This is a genomic window from Microbulbifer sp. ABH2_005, from assembly GCF_056160005.1.
Genome location: NZ_JBSWWI010000001.1, coordinates 2,267,593 through 2,288,559 on the forward strand (window position 1 = coordinate 2,267,593; position 20,967 = coordinate 2,288,559).

Consider the following 20,967-nt stretch of genomic DNA (forward strand, 5'->3'; position numbering starts at 1 on the left):
TTATCAAAGGATTTTTACGCCACATTAGCTAGCCTTAGGGTATACACGCTAAGGTGCGCAACGCCTATGTCTGGTCAAAACCTTGTTCTGATCTTCAATTGCGGCAGTTCCTCCCTCAAGTTCTCCGCAATTGACCCCACAAGTGGCGAGGATCACTTAAATGGCCAGGCCGCTGCACTAAATACCTCTTCAGCGGTACTTAAGTGGCAGTATTGCGATAAAGAGGGCAAGCAACCGCTCTCACCGGGGGACGACTATGACAGCGTTGTCGGTGCCCTGGTAGAACGCTTCGCCGGCCCTTGGTCAGAGTTACGCAAGCAACTTGTGGCCATTGGCCACCGGGTGGTTCACGGTGGCGAACAATTCGCAGATTCCGCCCTTATAGACAACCATGTGCTATCGGCCATAAGAGCCTGCTGTGAACTGGCCCCTCTCCATAACCCTGCCGCCCTACAGGGTATACAAGCCTCTCTGGTCGCCTTTCCTGAGCTGCCACAGGTAGCAGTATTCGATACCGCCTTCCACCAAAGCTTGCCGGATTACGCTTATCTCTACGCCCTGCCCTACCGCTTTTACCGGGATCATCACCTGCGCCGCTACGGTATGCATGGCAGCAGTCATCGCTATATTGGCGAGCGCTGTGCGGAGTTATTGAATAAACCCACAAACAACATCAATGTCATCTCCGCTCATCTGGGTAATGGGGCCTCTCTCTGCGCCATAAAAGAGGGGCAGAGTGTTGATACCAGTATGGGATTGACCCCGCTCGAAGGGTTGGTGATGGGGAGCCGCTGCGGTGACCTGGACCCTGGCCTGTTACTTCATTTAGGCGAGGCCTTGGATTACTCCCTGGCAGAACTTGAACTGCTGCTCAATCGCAACAGTGGATTGCTCGGGATATCCGAGCTGAGCAATGACTGTCGGGAGCTAGAAGAGGCCATGGCAAAAGGCCACGCAGGTGCCAGCCTGGCACTGAAGATCTTTTGCTATCGGCTGGCCAAATATATCGCGGCCTACACAGTGCCCTTAAAGCGGGTCGATAGCTTGGTTTTTACTGGGGGAATCGGCGAAAACTCTGCCTGGGTACGTCGAGAAACCACAGGCTGGCTCAGTCAGTTCGGCTACCAACTGGATGAAACGTGCAATGAAAAAATCCGCTTCGGTGCCGAGGGACGAATTTCGAAAGACGGAACACCGGATATCTTTGTAATACCCACTCGGGAGGAATGGGTAATTGCCCGCGATACCATTCGCTTGGCGAGCAGGGCGTCTTGAAGATGGCACAGAATGCGCGCACCTTGATGCTGATCCCACTGGAAGTGGGCGTGGGGATCACCTCAGTAAGCCTGGGTTTGATACGGGCACTGGAACGCAACCGTGTGGAAACCCAGTTTTTTAAGCCTGTCAGTGAACCCCCTTCTCGCGACGGCGCCATCGAGAGAACAACCGAGATACTGCGACAAACCACTAAGCTGGATATTCCCCCTTCAATCAGCGCACAGCAAGCGGAGGCTATGATTGCTGCAGGTGATTCCGCGGAGTTGCAGGAGAAAATATTGGCCCGCTACCGTAGGAGTTTTCCAGCTGCGGATGTCATCGTTGTGGAGGGCCTTTTACCCGGCGGGCTCAACCAATATGCAGACCAGTTAAACTCCCAAGTGGCGAAAACCCTGGATGCTGAAGTGGTTCTGGTTGCCAGCCTGCACACGGGCAATATCCGTCAGCTCAGAGAACGCCTGCAGTTTGCCATGCAATCGTTTGGGGAGGGGCCATCCAACCCAGTGGTGGGCTGCATTATCAATAAGCTGGATGCACCACCCCGCATAACCGACCCACCCGGTGGTCACTTTATCTCGGTGGGCGCCCAACAGGAGCCCAGCTCCGCAACTATCGACCGCAAAGCCCTCTACCGTCAGATCCCCTTGCGTATTGTCGGCGCTATTCCCTGGAACGCACAGCTGCTGGCACCCCGCGCACTGGATCTCGTTCGTCACTTCAATGCACAGTTGATTAACCGCGGAGAATTAGAGAGTCGCCGTTTACGCAGTGTGACCTTCTGCTCTCGATCACTCCCCAATATGCTGCACCGCTTTTCCCCCGGGGCACTATTGATCACCTCCGCCGATAGGCCCGATGTCATGGTTGGGGCCAGTTTGGCGGCAATGAATGGTGTAAAGATTGGCTGTTTATTGCTGACTGGAGGTTATCGACTAGATCGCGGCGTACACAAACTTTGCACGCCCGCCATGGAGACCGGCCTTCCGGTAATGCTGGTTGGCTCCAACACCTGGCATACCGTTATGGAGCTGCAAACTTTTAATCTGCGCACCCCTGCGGATGACCGCGAGCGGGTAAACCGGGTACAGGATTTTTTCGCCAGCCATTTGGATAGTAACTGGGTGCAGTCCCTCAGCCAGGTCTCCCAGCGGCCGCGCCGCATGGCACCCCCAGCTTTTCGCTACCACCTGACAGAGCTGGCCCGACGGGCATTAAAACGCATTGTACTGCCGGAGGGAGAAGAGCCTCGCACAATTCGCGCGGCCCTGGCTTGTGTAGAACGCGGTATTGCACAACCCATACTTCTGGGGAGAGCTGATACTATCCAACGAGTTGCCGAGCAACAGGGCCTTAAACTCAATAACCAGATAGAAATCATCAAGCCGGAGGATGTCAGGGAAAATTATATTGAGCCCATGGTGGCTTTGCGTAAAAACAAAGGGCTCACCCAAGTAGTCGCGAAAGAACAGCTGCAAGACAATGTGGTATTGGGCACTATGATGCTCGCTCTGGACCAGGTAGATGGCCTGGTTTCAGGCGCTATCCACACCACCGCCAATACCATCCGCCCCGCCCTGCAATTAATCAAGGCAGCCCCAGGTGAAGAACTGGTTTCCTCAATTTTCTTTATGCTTCTACCCGAGCAAGTGCTGGTATACGGAGACTGCGCGATTAATCCCGATCCCAACGCCAGTCAGCTGGCCGCTATTGCCATCCAATCAGCAGACTCAGCAGCAGCTTTTGGTATCGAGCCCCGTGTGGCAATGATCAGTTACTCCACCGGTACCTCAGGGACTGGGTTAGACGTGGACAAAGTGCGGGAAGCAACACAAATCGCCAGGAAAAGGAGGCCCAACCTGGTTATTGATGGACCACTGCAATACGACGCGGCACTCATCGAAAATGTGGCCAAACAAAAAGCACCGCAGAGTCCAGTTGCCGGCCGTGCCACCGTTTTTATTTTTCCCGACCTAAACACCGGCAACACGACTTATAAAGCTGTACAGCGCAGTGCGGACCTGGTCAGTATTGGCCCCATGCTGCAGGGATTGCGCAAACCAGTAAATGATCTTTCCCGCGGCGCCCTGGTAGACGATATTGTCTACACCATTGCACTGACTGCTATTCAGGCCCAACAACGTCAGCAGCAACTCGCTGAACAATCCTCAGCTCCTAACCACTGAGAGGGCGGCGGGTGTCGATATAATCATGCAGTGCAGCGGCAATGACATAGGCCTCCAAGCGGTGCTCATAGGTATCCGAATGATCGCAGCCCATCCGCTCCAGGCAACGATGGATAAACGCGAACTCTTCAGATTTATCCCGCCATACTCCGCGACCCTTGATCACCGTCATCAGCATTCGCCACCAACTGCGGTCGGCCGCCCTCAACTGCTGGAGTGCAACGGCCAATAATCCCTCTTCATCGGTAAAGTCCGTTCCCAATGGATAATAAGGTAGCATTGCCAGGGACTTTTCATCGGAAAAAATCTCGGCAATATGCTCCGGGGTATTCCGATTAAACTCAGCAGGAATAGCAAAACCCTTTTCAATCTTGCCGGCATATTTGGCCTGCTCCAGCAACACAGCCTGGAATCGTGCATCGCAAATGCTGAGCATGGAGATCATCACATCCCGATCCGTCTTACCGCGCAGATCCACCGCACCGTATTCAGTTACCACGATATCCCGCAAGTGTCTGGGTATAGTGGTATGAGGGTATTCCCACACAATATTGCTTTCACAAATTCCATCGCGAACCCGTGTACTCGGCAGCGCAATGATAGAGCGGGCACCCGGCAGTGCGAACGCCTGAGCTACAAAATTGTATTGCCCACCAACACCGCTAACTACCTGGTTATCCATCAAAGCATCGGAAATAACCGCCCCGCCCAAGGTCACCATCATGGCTGAATTTACAAAGCGGGCGTGTTTGCGCTGGGCTCGCTTTAACAGCTGCTGGTCTTGAAGGTCGTTAGTGAAATCGATGGAGGTCATATCAATGCCCGCCCGCTCGACTGGAGCCAGATCGCGTAGCTCTCGATACATTACTTCCGGACCTAGATAGAAGCCACCGTGAAGCCAGATGCCCCCTTTCAATTTGTTATTCAGACAATTGCCTATCAGACGCCGCCGGCCGTGCTCACTGTGCAGATCACACTCCTCTTCCTCACCATCGGGAGTCAGCAACTTGTGGCCGCGCCAGCTGTAACTCGGATCTACAATACCGAATCGTTGTAGAAACTCCGTATCTTCAGTGGTTAAAGGGCAATGGATACGGCCACACTTCTGAAGAGCGAGTAAGGTCTCCTCATTCACCGTGTGGGTGATGACATCGGAATCCAACAACTCCTGCAGCGCCTCATCGCCGTACACTTCGCGGATTAAAACTCCTGCCCTGCGCAGATGTAAAAAGCCATGGGGAACCATTTCACTGGCACCATAGAGTCCCCGCTGAAAAGGCGCTATTTGAAGAGGCAGGCTTTTCCGATAAGGGGGCAGCTCGGTCCCGATCAGTTTCCCCAGCAAACGGGAGAATAAAGTGTTTTCTGTGTGGCGCAGGCGTAGTACATGACAAACCGCATCACCCAGGACACCAATACCCACTTGCAATGTGCCACCATCAGCAATGAGGCTGGCAATATGAAAGGCGATGGCGTACTCGGTAAAACTCACTGGCATGGCTGGAGCAGGAAATAATGGGGAGTCAAAGCTCTGCCCTTCGAGTAAAAAATCAAACTCCGTCTCAGCAAGCTCACTGCTACCGGGCATATACGGTAGCTGGGGATTCACTTCTCCAAGTAAAAATAATGGCTTTTCTTTGCGTTCTGAGGCCATTAACAAAAGCGGTAGTGTCAGATCCGGATTACAACTTAAACTGTATTTATCCCCCATTGGTGAGGGCGACACCATTTGCGCGATCACATTGATCCCGTTGCGCAGAAGCTCAGCAGGCACCTGGGTATAATTCGTACTGACATAATGCTGTTGCGCATAGTGGTTACCCAGTAAGGCACCGGGCTCCATAAAAAACTCTATCACCTCAACATTATTGGGGAGCTCTCCTTTTCTTCGTGCAGCCACATACCCAAGATCCTGGTAGTGACTGTAAAGGCGATCCAGCAATGGCTGTACAAAGCGGCGAGTGATATCGCTATCCCCCCGGGGTCGCTCAAGAGTCAGCGCAGTAAAGATGGTCAGGGAGATAGATGGATCGGCAGCGGCACGTGCGTAAAGGGCATTGGCAAAGTGATTGGCCTTTCCCAGCCCCAGGGGCAACCCCAGTACAATTTTTTTACCGACTTTTTGTAGAAGCGCATCGATACAAGCCTCAACAGCGGTAAAGCGTTGAGGTGCTTTATTGGGAAAGACTTCCATGGAGATCAGACTTCCCTCGCAGCGCTATTGGATTTGCCCAGCCTCCCTGGCCAAGTGGTCGAAATGATCGACCTGGATAGCCTTATCCACCGCATCAGCGGCTTCCCGAAGGGCATCCGCCTCTTCACTACTAATCAAGTTGCGTTGCAGCCCCTCTTCCACCGACTCGCGACTGAGAGTGCGAATACCACCTTTTTTTAGCTTCTCCCGCGCACGCTCGGAAGCACATACCTTTTCAAAAGCTTGCTCGACTATATCGACCCCGTCTCCAGGATTGCCGAGGAAAACGCCACGAGTTAAACGGTCTCGAGTCTTAGAGGGGTTCAGCAGCAATTCTGCACAGGCCCTAGCCTGGCGATCCGAGGCGGTGTGAATACTGTGTCCCCAAGGCATGGTCAGGAAATGCATTATCTGGCCAAAGAAAGGACGCGGGAAATTCTGAAAGACTTCCAGCAACTGAACTTCAATTTTATGTAAGCCATCGCGCATAGCGTATTCCAATAACGGCAAATCATCTTTTGGATTACCGTCGTCATAGAAACGCTTGAGGGTACAACTCAGCAGATACAGCTGGCTGAGTACATCGCCAAGCCGGGAGGAGATCAATTCTTTCCTTTTCAGCTCTCCGCCCAAAGTGATCAGAGAGACTTCTGTAACCAGAGTCAGCACAGCCGAATAGCGATTGATCTGACGGAAATACTTAGCCGCGCCCCCGACATTGCGCGGACTGCTGGCAAAGAGCCCCACGGTCCAACCGTGAAACACTCCGCGCAGCAGCGTTTTGACCTGGAACCACATGTGTTTGGGTAACAACCGATCTAATTGCTCCAACCCCTCTTCCGTATTGGGGTTTTCGGCTGCGAGCATTTCATCGAGTATATAGGGATGGCAGCGTATCGCCCCCTGGCCGAAGATCATCAAGCTGCGGGTTAACAGGTTTGCGCCTTCTACCGTAATCGCCACTGGCACAGCGCGATAAGCATTACCCAAATAATTCAATGGCCCATCCATTATTGCCTTGCCCGCATGGATATCCATGGCGTCATCAATGGCCTGGCGCAGCCCTCCCGTTGCACTGGCTTTCATAATTGCGGTAATGACCGCCGGCTTGATGCCGTCATCCAGCGCTCTGGTAGTCGTTTTGTGTGCGCTATCGAGCACGAAGGCAATAGCGGCAATCTCCGCTAAGCGCCGTTGCACCCCTTCAAAGCGCCCAACGGGAATATTGAACTGTTCGCGAATACGGGCGTAGGCGCCGGTGGTTCTTGCAGCCATCTTGGCGCCGCCAGTGGAGAGAGAGGGCAGTGAGATACCCCGGCCCGCAGCCAAGGCACTCATCAGCATTTCCCAGCCCTTTCCGACGTTCTCCTGGCCACCGATAATCCATTCCATGGGAATAAAAACATCTTTTCCCCAGTTGGGGCCATTCTGGAAGGCCTGCATCGCGGGTAGATGGCGCTGACCAATAGTCACGCCCTCAGTATCAGTGGGAACCAATGCCACGGTAATTCCCAACTCCTCTTTATCGCCGAGAATATGCTCCGGGTCGTACAACTTAAAGGCGAGCCCCAAAACCGTGGCAATAGGTCCCAGTGTGATGTAGCGCTTGTGCCAGTTGACACGCATGCCCAAGACCTTTTCCCCCTTATAGTCTCCGTAACAAACTTCCCCACGGTCGATCATGGCGGCCGCATCGGAACCTGCCTGAGGGCTGGTCAGGCCAAAACAGGGAATATCCGTGCCATCGGCGAGTCGGGGCAAATAGTGGTCTTTTTGTTCCTGGGTTCCATGGGCCAGCAGTAATTCACCCGGCCCCAGGGAATTTGGCACCATGACTGTCACACCCACGGTGTTACTGCGCGTGGAAATCTTGGTCACTATTTCTGCGTGTGCGGCGGGGGAAAAGCCGAGGCCGCCATATTTTTTAGGGATAATGATGCCGAAAAAACGGTTCTTTCGCAGAAATTCCCATACAGGCTCTGGAATATCGTGCTCGACAAAGCTGATTTGCCAATCGTTGACCATTTTGCAGAGCTCTTCGACAGGCCCGTCGAGAAAGGCCTGCTCTTCCTCACTCAGCTCCGGTGGCCCCATATCCAGCAGTTGTTTCCAATCCGGCTTGCCGGAAAGTAGCTGGGCATCCCACCAAACCTCCCCGGCCTCCATTGCTTCTCGCTCAGTTTGCGATATTGGCGGCAAAACCCTCTTGATGATGTTCAGCAGAGGTTTGGTAAAGAATTTCTTGCGCAGCTCGCTCATTTTTACCTTCCGTAGTATCCGTAGCGGCAAAATACCCTGCCACTTTCCAGAAGCCATGGTGTTATTTCAAAAGACAATGATAGGCAACGAATCGACTTGGGGAGTCGCTGAATGATCCCGCAGAGCCTCCACGGCAATAGAACGTTACAGATACGCCATTTAAGACCCACCTGGCGCGGATTTCTTTTCTTCAAGACCTTATCCAGAGCCCCGTTAATGAGCAGAAAAGAGCAGGCGCCCAAGAGAACCTGTAATTTATACGTCAAAAAGATGTATGAGGCGCCAGTTGTCGCGATATCCCTGGGAAAATCTACCTATATTTAGAGAGAAGGAATGGACGCCGCAAATGAAGCTCTGGATCAGTTGATAGAAAGCATTGAACTTAGGATGCTCATATGAAGCAGACTCTTGTGAACTCACTTGCCGGTGTTGGACTACTAATAACCCCCACACTGCTCTTTGCCAATCTGGTGGGAGAAGGCCCCCGGTTAGCCCCTGAAGACAGAATTACCCAGGGACAAATTGTAGAGGGTGAACTAACCCTGGATGAAATTCGCCGGGCAGGAATGCTCATTTTTAGCACCCCCTTCAATCGCTACGATGGTTATGGGGATGGCCCACACGATGAATCCCAACCCGATAACCACTCAGCCGATGCCGGCAATCGGCCGACATTACAGGGCAATGGCACCTTCCTGCGAGTCAATGGTCTCGACTCTCAGAACTGCCTGGAATGCCATAGTATCGTCAGTAACAGGACTGTGCCGCCTACGATGGGTATTGGCGGCGGCGGCGGTTTTAGCACCAGTGCAATGCTGCGTCCGGTAAATATTGATGTCATTGATGAGAGCTTTGATGGTACTGCCGAATATGACGGCCGCCTGATCAACCCCCTCTTTTTATTTGGTTCCGGGGGCATTGAATTAGTGGCTAGAGAAATGACCTTTGAGCTTCAGGGTCTCAAACAATATGCCCTAGACAACCCTGGAACCGTTGTCAGCCTGGATACTAAATCCGTTAATTTTGGCACCATCGTTGCCGATGAGGATGGTAACCTGGATACCAGTAATGTGGAAGGCGTCGATGAGGATTTGGTCGTGCGGCCTTTTGGCAGGAAGGGAGATGTGGCTTCAGCCCGCGAATTCGCAATGGATGCCCTTTCATTTCACATGGGCATGCAAGCGACCGAAAAATTTGGTGGAGAGGACGCCGATGAGGACAATGACGGTGTAACCAATGAAATATCTGTCGGTGATCTTTCAGCAATTAGTATTTTTGTCACCACGCTGGACCGCCCCTTTAAGATAGAATCCACAAAAAATACCGACGGTCGTAAACTGTTCAGTCAAATAGGCTGTGCCGACTGCCATCGACCCGTTATGACCACTGAGCGCAGAAAGTTACCCTATAAGCTGACTGGCTCACCTGAGGCTCCATTTGAAGATACTTTCTATGAGGTAGATCTGAGTAAACCCCCCACAATTTTTAAAACTATTTTTGGGGCTGGGGTTGAAGTCGAAATGTTCTCTGATCTCAAGCGCCATGACATGGGCATCGCACTATCTGAAACGGCTTTCTTCCTAGATGAGGTACAAAACAGGGAGTTTATTACCGCACGCCTGTGGGGAGTGGCAGACACTGCACCCTACATGCACGATGGCCGCGCTCTCACTCTGGTAGAAGCCATACTGTTACACGATAATCCCGGAAGCGATGCCGGCTATGCCGCAGAAAATTTCCAGAATCTGACAGATGAGGACAAGAACAAGATCCTTAATTTTCTGATGTCCTTACGCATGCCGAGGGACCCGGTTTCTGATTTAATCAATCGATAAACGGCTCCCTGAGAAAAATGCCCGCGGCAGCGAAGTTGCCAGCGGGCATTTTTATTCCCAATCACTTATTGAGTCTGCAGTTCATACCAGTTGTTTTTGTGCAACAATAATGCCGTTGTTATCCCCATAGAGATAATCACCTGGGCGGAAACTCACCCCGCCAAAAGTGACTTCCAGATCCCGCTCGCCAATCCCTTTTTTCTCAGTTTTCATTGGGTGTGTACCCAGGGCCTGCACCCCCAGATCCAGCGCCGCAATCTGATCAACATCGCGGATACAGCCATACATGACAATGCCTTCCCAGCCATTAGCGACTGCTTTCTCGGCGAGCATATCCCCAAGGCAGGCACGGCGCATAGAACCGCCCGCATCAACCACCAAAACCTTGCCCTGCCCAGGTTCTGCAACGAGCTCACGCACCAAAGAATTATCCTCGAAACATTTAATAGTTACGATTTGACCGCCAAAGCTCTCACGGCCTCCGTAATTAATAAACATCGGCTCAACCACTTGTACTGCATCGCCGTGGGCATCACACAAATCGGGGGTTGAAATTGACATAAGTCCTCTCGCAATCATTCCGTAAAAAGTGATGATAGCGGTACCGTAACTTTGGTGGCAGGCTGACAAATAAATACCGGGTATCATCTCTATAGATAATACCCGGCCAAGGCTTCGCTGCTACAAAACTGCTCTATGCGTTACGCCATTTTTAGTGCGTAACACGTACCGGGGTACCTACGCGCACATGGCGATAAAACTTACTTGCCATGTGCGGCGGCATGCGTACACATCCGTGGGAGGCAGGATATCCGGGCACATGACCTGAGGCATGTAGACCGATGCCGCCATTAAAACGAATGTAATTATTCATTTTCGCACCGCGATATACGGTACCGGCAGGACGGCGGTGCTTACGGGTATTCACATTAGATCTCACCACCCGGCCTGTGCGTCTATCCACATAGCTACCGTAGATCGAAGAGCGGTGATGGGGATGTTTGGACAGAACGCGGAAATGTCCCGGGCGCGTACTGTAGCCACGCTTGCCCGATGAAATTCTAGAAACCCCAACCAATTTACCGCCTTTGTAGAGATAAGCGCGTTGCTCGCTCAAATCAATTCTGATTGAAGCACTCCCTCCCCTGGCTGCAGCGCGATCATCAAACCAGTTACCTCCACGGGGCTTTGCCATTGCCGGAGGAACAGCGAGTAGCGCCAGGAGACACAACATCAGGAAAATATGCCATATCGGAATTTGTAACTGTCTGCTCGTATGCATAGCTCACCTCAACAACTTTCTCTGTTCTGCCAAAGTGGACGGACAGGAAAACAGCCCTACCGGTACCACTTAAACTTCAACACCGGGGGATTTACCCCTGCAGGTGAATCAGCACCAAAGCAAATTGCGCTAGGTTTTTTTCTATCAACGCGCTGCCTCAGGACTCTTCCGATTCTATTGAGGCTGATGATAAGACTTAGAATGAATTCTTCTCTTGGCGGGTAAGCCATAGAGTGTTGAATTTTTTCGGTAGTGTGTGATCTGCAAATCTCACACTGAAATAGCAGGATAAAATCCGAAGTTATCGAGGTAAGCGGCAACTGGAGTCTAATTTTTGAGCAGATGCGAAACGGCTCGAGCAAAAAAAACCACAGCCGCGCGAGAGGTGTTTAATTAGAAAAAGCGGCCCAATAGGGCCGCTTTGCTGGGAAATCAGGCTTCTTCGTTAGCCAGGAATAGCCAAGTATCCACAGCCGTATCCGGGTTCAGGGAAACACTGTCAATCCCCTCATCCATCAACCAACGAGCGAAGTCTTTGTGGTCAGAAGGTCCCTGACCGCAAATGCCCACATATTTACCGGCTTTTTTACAGGCCTGAATGGCGCGGGACAGCAAGGCCTTAACCGCTGGGTTTCGCTCATCGAACAGGTCAGCCACTAGGCCGGAATCCCGATCCAGGCCCAGGGTAAGCTGGGTCAGGTCGTTGGAACCGATAGAGAAACCGTCAAAGTGCTGCAGGAACTCTTCGGCCAGCAGAGCATTCGAGGGCAGTTCGCACATCATGATGACCTTCAGGCCACCCTCACCGCGACGCAAGCCATTTTCGGCGAGCAGACCGACTACCTCTTCCGCCTCTTCCGGGGTGCGCACGAAGGGCACCATGATCTCTACATTGGTCAAGCCCATCTCATCGCGCACTTTCTTCAGTGCGCGACATTCCAGAGCGAAGCACTGACGGAAATCTTCGGAGCGGTAACGGGCCGCACCACGGAAACCGAGCATCGGGTTCTCTTCGCTGGGCTCGTACAGCTGACCACCCACCAAGTGTGCATATTCGTTGGACTTAAAGTCAGACAGACGCACAATCACACGATTAGGCGCAAAAGCGGCGGCCAGGGTAGCGATACCTTCCACCAACTTCTCGACAATAAAGTCTTCCGGAGAAGCGTAGCCGCCAATGCGCTCACGGATATTCTGTTGCAGATCTTCCGGCAAACTATCCAGCTCGAGCAGCGCTTTCGGGTGAATACCAATCATCCGGTTCAGGATAAATTCCAAACGCGCCAGGCCAACACCCTGATTGGGCAGGTGACTGAAAGCAAAAGCGCGATCCGGATTGCCCACGTTGAGCATAATCTTGAAAGGCAGGTCCGGCATCTCGGAAACTTCAGTTTCCTCACGCTGGAAATTCAGCTCGCCAGACATCACAAAACCGGTGTCGCCTTCAGCACAAGATACGGTCACCGGAGTGCCATTTTCCAATAATTCAGTGGCGTTTCCACAGCCAACCACCGCGGGAATCCCCAGTTCGCGGGCAATAATCGCCGCGTGACAGGTACGGCCGCCGCGGTTGGTGACAATTGCGCTGGCTTTCTTCAGAACCGGCTCCCAATCCGGGTCGGTCATATCGGTCACCAGCACCTCGCCGTCCTGCATAGCTGCCATGTCTTCAACAGACTTCAGCTTACGCACGCGGCCGGCACCAATGCGCTGACCAATAGCGCGCCCTTCACACAGTACTTCACCGCGCTCCTGCAAACTGTAGCGCTCGATGTGGGTACCCTGGTCGCGAGAGCGTACGGTCTCCGGACGCGCCTGTACGATAAACAGCTTGCCGGTATCGCCGTCTTTGGCCCACTCGATATCCATCGGGCGACCATAGTGCTCTTCAATTTTGCGGGCCTGCACCGCTAGACTGGTCAACTCTTCATCGTTAAGGGCAAAACGCTGACGATCTTCCTCTGCAACCTCAACGGTTTTTACAGAGCGCCCACACTCACCGCTTTCGTCGTACACCATCTTGATCGCTTTGCTGCCGCGATTGCGACGCAGGATCGCCGGGCGTCCGGCATCCAAAGCAGGCTTGTAGAGGTAGAACTCGTCGGGGTTCACAGCCCCCTGTACAACAGTCTCACCTAAACCGAAGGCCGCGGTGATAAAGATCACATCGCGGAATCCACTTTCGGTATCCAGGGTGAACATCACACCGGCTGCGCCAGTTTCACTGCGCACCATGTGCTGAATACCCGCGGATAGAGCAACGCCTACATCCGCGTAACCCGTGTGCACACGGTAGGCAATGGCGCGGTCGTTGTAGAGAGAGGCAAAGACTTCTTTAACCGCAGTCAAAACCGCATCGATACCGCGGATATTCAGGAAGGTCTCTTGCTGACCGGCGAAAGAGGCATCCGGTAAGTCTTCCGCGGTAGCCGAGGAGCGCACGGCAACGGCTGTCTCACCGCCACCCAGAGCTTCGTAGCCATCGCGGATCTCTTTTTCCAGTTGTGCGGGGAAAGGAGTCTGTAAGATCCAGTTGCGAATTTCATCGCCCGCTTTGGCGAGTTCAGTAACATCACCGACATCGAGCCCTTTCAGACGCTCGGCGATACGCTGCTCCAACTGTTCATGGGCCAGGAAAGCCCGGAAGGCCTCCGCAGTGGTCGCAAAGCCGCCCGGTACACTCACACCAGCACCGGCCAGAGATGAGATCATCTCGCCGAGTGATGCGTTTTTACCGCCGACCTTGTCGACATCATCCATTCCCAGTTTTGCAAAGTCGATGGTGAAATTCGTCAAGTGAAGGCCCTCTGAAATCAGGTTTGTTGGGCGCTGATTATAAGGATGAGTCTTGTAAAAAATAGCCCAGTAAAAACGGCCAAAATGTTGTAAATTTTCTACAAGATGGCGAAACACTCAGAAAATAAGACCTTTTGGCCCACCGCCCCTATACTAGCGGCCACTGAAAAGGTCCCGCCAACAGACAGAGAAGCAGCATGGCAAAAGACAAACGCACCGCCTTTTTTATTTCCGATGGAACCGGCCTCACCGTGGAGGCCATTGGCCACAGCCTGTTGGCACAGTTTCAGGATCAGCATGTCGAGCAGGTGACCCTGCCCTACATAGACTCGGCTGAGAAAGTTCAACAAGCTTTACAGCGTATCGATAGAGCCTCGCAAGAGTCTGGGTTACAGCCCATTATTATTACCAGCATCGTGTCAAATCAGATTCGCGATCAGCTGCACCAAAGCCCCGCACTGATGTTGGATGTATTCGAGAACTACCTGACACCTCTGGCCAATTTATTTGGGCGCGACCCCACTCAAACCGTTAATGTTTCCCATGGCATTGCCAACAATCGCCGCTACAGTGAGCGTATCGATGCGGTGCATTTTGCTATGGACAATGACGACGGCCGCCGTATCAGTGAATTTGAACAGGCGGATGTGATACTGCTCGGAGTCTCCCGCTCCGGCAAAACCCCCACCTGCCTCTATTTAGCCCTACAGTTTGGGCTGCGCGCCGCCAATTACCCCATCACCGAAGAGGATATGGACTCCACCACCCTGCCGAAGATATTGCGCCCCTACCACCGAAAACTCTTCGGCCTCACCATAGACCCCGAGCGGCTGATGCAGATTCGACAGGAAAGACGCGCCAATAGCCGCTACGCTTCTAAGGAACAGTGTGAATTTGAGGTGCGCCAAGTCGAACAGATGCTGAGGCGGGCACAGGTGCCCTTCCTCAACGCCACCCAACTTTCCGTGGAGGAGCTCGCAACCCGCCTGATGTCCCAGGCAGGCATCGAGCGCAGGATTGACTAATAAGGATTGACCAAAGGGCCAGCCGCCCTTTTCACGCCGCGTCAAAGTGTGTAGTGTGCGCCGTCTTCCAGACTGCCGTGTTTTGATATGCAAATAGTCTCCCTGCCCTATTCACTCAATTCTGCCGCGGCCTTTAGGGCGATTGCAGATCTTCCGGTGCCAGTGTGGCTCGATAGCGGCCGCCCTCTCAGCAGCAGTGGCCGCTACGATATTATCAGCGCCGACCCCCTCAATACGCTGGAACTGGCAGCAGACAGCAGTGAACCTTTCACTCAAGTGGATGACCTGAGCCGTGAACTCTGCCCACAGGAGCGGGACTCGCAACTGCCCTTCTGCGGAGGGATGATAGGCTTCGCCGGCTATGAACTGGGCACCAGCGGAAACTATTTGCCGGCGGATATCCGGCCCACAGACCTGCCCGCAGGCTTCTTTGGGCTTTATAGCTGGGCTTTTATCGCGGACCATCAGCTGGGTTCCAGCCACCTGGTATTCCACCCAGCCTGCCCAGCCAGGCAGGTACGCGAGCTGATCGATCGCTTTAAATCGGTGCAGTGGGAGCAGGATCAAGATCTGAAAGGCTTTCGACTGTTGGCACCATTCGCCCATGAATTCAGTGCCACGGACTACCAGGAGCGCATTGAACGCATCCTCGAATATATTGCGGCTGGGGATGTCTACCAGGCAAACTTTACTCAGCGCTTCAGCGCCCCTTATGAAGGCGACCTCTTCAGTGCCTATATGGCGTTGCGCCAGCGAGCAGCCGGCCCCTTTTCCGCCTTTATGGAGCTGCCCCAGGGAAGCCTGCTGAGCTTATCACCGGAGCGCTTTATCCGCGCCGATGGAAACAGTTTACGCACCGAGCCCATCAAGGGCACCGCAGCCAGAGCCGCCGACCCAGTAGAGGATCAACGGGCTGCATTTACCCTACAGAGAAGCCCTAAAGATCGCGCGGAAAACCTAATGATTGTGGATCTGTTGCGCAATGATTTCAGCAAGTTGTGCCGCAGTGGCAGTGTGCGCGTGCCGGAATTATTCCAGTTGACCAGCTTTGCCAATGTCCACCATTTGGTCAGCATTGTGACCGGAGAAATGCACGAGGATTCAGCCTACAGCGATCTCCTGGCAGCCTGCTTTCCCGGTGGCTCTATTACCGGCGCCCCCAAGCGCCGCTCTATGGAGGTGATCCGCGAGTTGGAAAGCAGCCCGCGAGGCATCTATTGCGGCAGCATCGGCTATATCAGCAGCTGCGGTCGCGCCGATACCAATATTGCTATCCGCACCTTCAGTGCCAGCAATGGCCGCATTACCTGCGCTGCCGGCGGAGGTATAGTTGCAGACTCTGATCCAATAGCAGAACACAATGAGTGCCTGGCGAAAGTACACTTACTCCTAGAGACCGCAGAGCAATTCCTCCAGTAATTGCCCCGCCCGCCGGGAATCACCTTCTGGCGGGCTTTCCTGTAGTCTTATTACAGCTTTTTGGTTATAGATCTATCCAGGATTGATATTTCAAAGTTATTAGACCATCTGATAGATTCAATGCCAGTAGTGCCAATTTCAGCACTTAACTGGATCAAGGAATTTATCGTGAAGATCACACTGGTTAAAAAAATACTTGCCGATGGCTCCCCCTGCGCCAAGTGTCGCGATGTGCAGGAAAAACTGGAAGTGAATGGGCAGCTGAAATTTATCGACCAAACCTTGATAGCCGATGTACGCGACCCGCAAAGTAGCGGTATGCAGATTGCCCAGCAATTTAAAGTGGATCGTGCACCATTCTTTGTGGTTGAGCGCGAGGGGCAGGAAGCAGAAATTTACACCGTCTACTTTAAGTTGGCCAAAGAAGTGTTGCAGCCGCTGATCCAGCAGGCGGAGGCCTCCTAGCCCCCGCCAAGCAGCTAAGCAGCTAAGCAGCCACCTTCAATAAACTGGCAGCTCTTTATCGGCAAATAGCGCATCCACTTCGGCCCTAGACGTGGCGTGCGCTGCTTGGTCCACCAACTCTCGGGTGAGATGCGGTGCAAACTGCTGGATGAAATCATACATAAAGCCCCGCAGAAAAATTCCCTTACGGAAGCCAATCTTGGTGATGCTGGGTTCAAATAGGTTACTCGCATCAAGGGCAACCAGATCTTCGTCCTCGCCATCCACCGCCATATCCGCCACTATGCCGATACCCAGTCCCAGCCGCACATAGGTTTTGATAACGTCCGCATCCGCAGCGGTGAATACCACCTTAGGGGAAAGCCCTTTCTCCAGAAACGCCTCGTCCAGCTTTGAACGACCGGTAAAGCCAAACACATAAGTGACTATCGGGTATTTGGCAACCTCTTCCAGGTCCAGCTTACTGGCATGACAGAGAGGGTGGTCTTTGGGTACCAGCACGCAGCGATTCCAGCGGTACACCGGCATCATCACCAGATCACTGAATAGCTCCAGCGCCTCGGTGGCAATGGCGAAATCCGCTGTGCCATCGGCCGCCATTTCCGAGATCTGCATGGGCGTGCCTTGATGCATATGCAGAGACACATCCGGGTAACGGGAAATAAACAGCTTGATGACCGGGGGCAGCGCGTAACGCGCCTGGGTATGAGTAGTGGCAACTGCCAGGCTGCCCTTCTTGTCATTACTGAACTCTTGGGCAACCTGCTTAATATTTTCCACTTTGCGCATAATTTCGCCAGCGGTCTTGAGGATCGCCTCACCCGCTGGAGTCACCCGGGTCAGGTGCTTGCCGCTACGGGCAAAAATTTCCACTCCAAGCTCGTCCTCCAAAAGGCGAATCTGCTTACTGATGCCCGGCTGGGAGGTATAGAGGCTCTGCGCAGTAGCAGAAACGTTGAGATCGTGATGTGCCACTTCCCAGATATATCGCAACTGCTGCAGCTTCATAAGTCCTCCCTTTGGTATCAATCATCCCGCCCCTGGACGAGTGCAACTCTGACAGATAAATTGTTAGTTATAAAAAACATCTTGAGTTATGCGAGAAAAGAATAGCAGCCAATCGAAGCCGGGGCCAACGGACAAATGAATATCCGGTGAAGCGCGGCGAGTGTCAATCAACTTCGAGGGATTAACAGCCCCCCCAAAAAGGCTTATACGATTAGGCTTCACTATTAGCGACGTTGGCAATTCCATGTGGTACATGACCTGTGGCAACATGCTCTGCAGCAGAAGCGCAATGCGCTGGCTGATCATCGAAGAAGACATCAGCACCGAATGCCCGTAGGAATTCCCCCTTCGGCAGCCCACCCAGGAATACTGATTCATCCACCCGGATATCCCAAGCACGCAGCGTACGAATTACCCGCTCATGGGCTGGAGCCGATCGGGCAGTTACCAGCGCGGTGCGGATTGGGCAGGCTTCCAAACCAAACTCCGCCTGCAATTTTTGCAAGGCCTCAAGGAAGCCCTTGAAAGGCCCCCCGCCCAAAGGCATCTGCGCCGAGGCTCGCTCGGCCCGGGCAAAGGCGGCGAGCCCATCCCGTTTAAAAATCTGCTCCGCCTCATCGGAAAAGATGACCGCGTCACCATCAAAAGCAAAGCGTAAAACATCATCTCGCTGTTCACGATTGCCACCGGCTACCAGAGTGGCCGCAGCAACCCCCTGCTCCAGCGCGCGGCGCACATCCAGGCCATCGGTCGATAGAAACAGGTTGCAACCAAATGGCCCGATATAGCGGTAGGGGCTTTCACCATTGCAAAAGGCCGCCCGGGTAATATCCAAGCCGTAGTGCTCAATCGAGTTGAACACCCGCAGCCCGGTATCTGCACTGTTGCGCGAGAGCAGGATGACCTCGACCCTCGGCTCCCCCCCTAGCTGCTCATTGATTTTTAGAAATTTCTCTACTAAATGAAAAGCATCACCTTTCTGCAGAACATCATTCTCCCGCTCCACCTGATAACGGGAGAACGCTTGTAAGCCCTGCTCTTCGAAGACTTTATGGCTATCGTTCAGGTCAAATAATGCCCGCGAGGAAATCGCGATTACCAGCTTATCTGGTCGCATAGCCATCAGGGAGCCTCCACATCACCAAGTCCCTCAGGACTGTTATCGTTACGCCTACCATTTAACAGAGTGAACAGCATTTGCTGTAAATCTTCTCGGGTACGCTGTGCACGCCTCTCGGCCTGGTTGACCATCACCAGCAATAGCGCATGGCAACTTTCCAACGTAAGCCTGCCCAGGCGATTCAATTCATTGGGTGGGCAGGCAAAGCCCAAGCGCTGGAACATCTCCACCAGGTGCCCGATCACCAGCTCGTCATGGCTCTCGTCCAGCTCGTGTAACTCGGGGATTCCCCACATCGCCTGAACCAGTGGCAGTAGCCCGCGCTGCTCACGGTAGACCGTCAATAGGCGCCCAATAAACTCATCAATAAAATTTTCAAGCGCCATGTCTTCGAGGTCTAACTCTGCCAATTCGGCCATAGCCCCGCTGATGCTGGCGAGCCACTGCTCGCCCATAGCATAGAGAATCGCGTGTTTATTGGGAAAATAGTGATAGAGGGAGCCCACCGAAATATCGAGCTTCCTGGCAATTAGGATTGTGGTGAGGTCGTCGAGACCCACTTCCTCTAGTAGGCGCCCGGTGACATCAAGAATCTGCCTTGCTCGTGCCCGCGCGCGGGCCTGAATGGGCTCACGGCGGGGAGATAACTGGCTTTTACGTTTTGGCTGCTCGGTGTTGGACAAGTTCGGCTTCCCAAATGCAAGTTACGGCATATTAACACCAAAGCAGCCTACAACTTCACCAGTAACTAGCCACAGCTAACCCCATTAATGCCCAAACCTATCGAGCAGACTGTGGTAGAGCATCCCCAGTACCAGGCCGGGCCAACGCAAAAGAGTCCCTCCTGGAAAAGTCTCTGTTGGAATTTTCGACATAATGTCGAAACGCTCTTCTGTACCAGCAATGACTTCTGCGAGTAACTTGCCCGCAAAAGTGGCAGTAGGTACCCCATGACCCGAATAGCCTTGGCTGTAATAGACATTGGGCTCTAATCGGCCCATGTGCGGCATACGGTTCATAGTGATTGCCAGAGTGCCACCCCAGCCATAATCTATTCTGGTCTGCTCAAGCTGCGGATACACTTTCAGCATATTTTTTCGCACAAACTTGCGAATATCTGCGGGAAAACGGGCCGTGTAATTTTCCCCTCCGCCAAAAATCAGGCGGTTATCCCCTGAAAGCTTCCAGTAATTAATAACGAATAGTGTGTCCTGCACCGCGTAATCATTGGCGATCAGTTTCTGTGCAAGAGGTTCGGACAGGGGTTCAGTGGCCAGAATAAAGTTATTAATCGGCATTATTTTGCCAGCCAGACGAGACTCCAAATTACCAAGATAGCCATTGCAGGCCAGAACCATATTATTTGCTTTCACCTGCCCTTTGGCTGTCTCAACCGTACAGGAACGCCCCCCTCGATAGCCAGTCACTCGGCTGTGCTCAAAGAGTTCGACTCCCGCTTTGACACAGGCTGCCGCCAACCCCAACCCATAGTTGAGCGGATGAAGGTGCAGTGAGCCACTGTCAATTTGCGCCCCCAAATAACGCCGTGTTCCCACAAGGCCACCCACCTCCTGCTCATCGGCATACCGCACATCGGTGTAGCCGTAACGCTCCTGAAGAAGTTCGGCCTCTTTGCGCAAATAGTTATCATGGCTGGGCTTGGCGGCAAGATGCATAATCCCCCGCTTCAGATCACAGTGAATTTGATGCTTCTTGATTAACTGCTCGACTAGGTGCACCGCTTCCAGGCTAAATTGCCAGAGCCGTTTGGCAATATCGACACCGAACATTTCTTCCAGGTCACTCTGGCAGCGCCTCTGCCCCACCCCCACATGCCCGCCATTGCGCCCCGAAGCCCCCCAGGCCACACGCTCGGCTTCCAGCAAAGTCACTTTGTAACCCCGTTCAGCCAAATGCAATGCCGTAGAGAGTCCGGTATAGCCTGCACCGATTACGCAAACATCCGCTTCCCTGGTACCTTCCAGCTGAGGATAGGAAGGCAATGGGCTGGCACTTGCGGAGTAGTAGGAATCTGTATAACCAGGTGTGCTTATCATCAATGCAACCCCTTAAGGCGTTGTGTCGGCCGGAGGTTTAGGTTTT

Annotated in this window: 15 protein-coding genes; 6 read left to right on the forward strand and 9 right to left on the reverse strand. The window is 53.2% G+C overall.

The window, feature by feature from the left end; translation table 11 throughout:
• Positions 1-66 precede the first annotated feature (66 nt).
• A complete protein-coding gene (locus ACXAFI_RS09820; protein ID WP_475108654.1) occupies positions 67-1,275 on the forward strand; it encodes an acetate kinase in 1,209 nt (402 codons plus the stop codon).
• A 2-nt stretch (positions 1,276-1,277) separates the two neighbouring features.
• Positions 1,278-3,461, forward strand: a complete 2,184-nt coding sequence (pta, locus tag ACXAFI_RS09825; RefSeq protein ID WP_475108655.1) for a phosphate acetyltransferase — start codon at positions 1,278-1,280, stop codon at positions 3,459-3,461.
• Here pta and ACXAFI_RS09830 read toward each other — a convergent pair.
• Both ACXAFI_RS09830 and ACXAFI_RS09835 read right to left on the reverse strand, forming a co-directional pair.
• Positions 3,451-5,655 (reverse strand): acetyl-CoA hydrolase/transferase C-terminal domain-containing protein, encoded by a 2,205-nt coding sequence (locus ACXAFI_RS09830; protein ID WP_475108656.1) that lies wholly within the window; start codon positions 5,653-5,655, stop codon positions 3,451-3,453. The two genes, pta and ACXAFI_RS09830, sit on opposite strands and share 11 nt — an antisense overlap.
• Positions 5,656-5,679: 24 nt before the next feature.
• Positions 5,680-7,914, reverse strand: coding sequence for an acyl-CoA dehydrogenase (locus ACXAFI_RS09835; RefSeq protein WP_475108657.1), 2,235 nt, complete (start codon positions 7,912-7,914; stop codon positions 5,680-5,682).
• Positions 7,915-8,309: 395 nt separating this feature from the next.
• Here ACXAFI_RS09835 and ACXAFI_RS09840 point away from each other — a divergent pair, with 395 nt between their 5' ends.
• Complete coding sequence (locus ACXAFI_RS09840; protein WP_475108658.1) at positions 8,310-9,749, forward strand: di-heme oxidoredictase family protein; 1,440 nt, start codon at positions 8,310-8,312, stop codon at positions 9,747-9,749.
• A gap of 81 nt (positions 9,750-9,830) precedes the next feature.
• Here ACXAFI_RS09840 and rraA read toward each other — a convergent pair whose 3' ends face one another.
• The 3 genes from rraA to ppsA form a co-directional block, all read right to left on the reverse strand.
• A complete protein-coding gene (rraA, locus tag ACXAFI_RS09845; RefSeq protein ID WP_475108659.1) occupies positions 9,831-10,310 on the reverse strand; it encodes a ribonuclease E activity regulator RraA in 480 nt (159 codons plus the stop codon).
• 151 nt (positions 10,311-10,461) lie between these two features.
• Entirely contained in the window at positions 10,462-11,031 is a 570-nt protein-coding gene (locus tag ACXAFI_RS09850; protein ID WP_253868990.1) for a L,D-transpeptidase family protein, read from the reverse strand.
• 432 nt (positions 11,032-11,463) lie between these two features.
• Entirely contained in the window at positions 11,464-13,827 is a 2,364-nt protein-coding gene (gene ppsA / locus ACXAFI_RS09855) for a phosphoenolpyruvate synthase (protein ID WP_152453402.1), read from the reverse strand.
• 197 nt (positions 13,828-14,024) lie between these two features.
• Here ppsA and ppsR point away from each other — a divergent pair, with 197 nt between their 5' ends.
• The 3 genes from ppsR (at position 14,025) to ACXAFI_RS09870 (ending at position 16,736) form a co-directional block, all read left to right on the forward strand.
• Positions 14,025-14,852: a posphoenolpyruvate synthetase regulatory kinase/phosphorylase PpsR gene (gene ppsR, locus ACXAFI_RS09860; protein ID WP_444921974.1), complete on the forward strand. Its 828-nt coding sequence runs from the start codon at positions 14,025-14,027 to the stop codon at positions 14,850-14,852.
• Between the two features lie 87 nt (positions 14,853-14,939).
• Positions 14,940-16,271, forward strand: coding sequence for an aminodeoxychorismate synthase component I (pabB, locus tag ACXAFI_RS09865; protein ID WP_475108660.1), 1,332 nt, complete (start codon positions 14,940-14,942; stop codon positions 16,269-16,271).
• Between the two features lie 168 nt (positions 16,272-16,439).
• A complete protein-coding gene (locus ACXAFI_RS09870; protein WP_475108661.1) occupies positions 16,440-16,736 on the forward strand; it encodes a hypothetical protein in 297 nt (98 codons plus the stop codon).
• A 36-nt stretch (positions 16,737-16,772) separates the two neighbouring features.
• On the opposite strand, the gene cysB is transcribed toward ACXAFI_RS09870, so the two are convergent.
• From cysB to ACXAFI_RS09890, 4 genes are all read right to left on the reverse strand, one after another.
• Positions 16,773-17,744, reverse strand: coding sequence for an HTH-type transcriptional regulator CysB (cysB, locus tag ACXAFI_RS09875; protein WP_152453394.1), 972 nt, complete (start codon positions 17,742-17,744; stop codon positions 16,773-16,775).
• A 211-nt stretch (positions 17,745-17,955) separates the two neighbouring features.
• Complete coding sequence (locus ACXAFI_RS09880; RefSeq protein ID WP_152453392.1) at positions 17,956-18,867, reverse strand: 5'-nucleotidase; 912 nt, start codon at positions 18,865-18,867, stop codon at positions 17,956-17,958.
• Complete coding sequence (locus tag ACXAFI_RS09885) at positions 18,867-19,547, reverse strand: TetR/AcrR family transcriptional regulator (protein WP_475108662.1); 681 nt, start codon at positions 19,545-19,547, stop codon at positions 18,867-18,869. Before ACXAFI_RS09885 ends, ACXAFI_RS09880 begins: the two co-directional genes overlap by 1 nt.
• Positions 19,548-19,631: 84 nt before the next feature.
• Positions 19,632-20,921 (reverse strand): NAD(P)/FAD-dependent oxidoreductase, encoded by a 1,290-nt coding sequence (locus ACXAFI_RS09890; RefSeq protein ID WP_475108663.1) that lies wholly within the window; start codon positions 20,919-20,921, stop codon positions 19,632-19,634.
• Between the last annotated feature and the right edge of the window lie 46 nt (positions 20,922-20,967).

Bases quoted from the DNA above. Each gene is read 5' to 3' on its own strand.
- ACXAFI_RS09820 (WP_475108654.1), top strand. From the start codon at position 67: ATGTCTGGTCAAAACCTTGTTCTGATCTTCAATTGCGGCAGTTCCTCC.
- pta (WP_475108655.1), top strand. From the start codon at position 1,278: ATGGCACAGAATGCGCGCACCTTGATGCTGATCCCACTGGAAGTGGGC.
- ACXAFI_RS09830 (WP_475108656.1), bottom strand. From the start codon at position 5,655: ATGGAAGTCTTTCCCAATAAAGCACCTCAACGCTTTACCGCTGTTGAG.
- ACXAFI_RS09835 (WP_475108657.1), bottom strand. From the start codon at position 7,914: ATGAGCGAGCTGCGCAAGAAATTCTTTACCAAACCTCTGCTGAACATC.
- ACXAFI_RS09840 (WP_475108658.1), top strand. From the start codon at position 8,310: ATGAAGCAGACTCTTGTGAACTCACTTGCCGGTGTTGGACTACTAATA.
- rraA (WP_475108659.1), bottom strand. From the start codon at position 10,310: ATGTCAATTTCAACCCCCGATTTGTGTGATGCCCACGGCGATGCAGTA.
- ACXAFI_RS09850 (WP_253868990.1), bottom strand. From the start codon at position 11,031: ATGCATACGAGCAGACAGTTACAAATTCCGATATGGCATATTTTCCTG.
- ppsR (WP_444921974.1), top strand. From the start codon at position 14,025: ATGGCAAAAGACAAACGCACCGCCTTTTTTATTTCCGATGGAACCGGC.
- pabB (WP_475108660.1), top strand. From the start codon at position 14,940: ATGCAAATAGTCTCCCTGCCCTATTCACTCAATTCTGCCGCGGCCTTT.
- cysB (WP_152453394.1), bottom strand. From the start codon at position 17,744: ATGAAGCTGCAGCAGTTGCGATATATCTGGGAAGTGGCACATCACGAT.
- ACXAFI_RS09880 (WP_152453392.1), bottom strand. From the start codon at position 18,867: ATGGCTATGCGACCAGATAAGCTGGTAATCGCGATTTCCTCGCGGGCA.
- ACXAFI_RS09890 (WP_475108663.1), bottom strand. From the start codon at position 20,921: ATGATAAGCACACCTGGTTATACAGATTCCTACTACTCCGCAAGTGCC.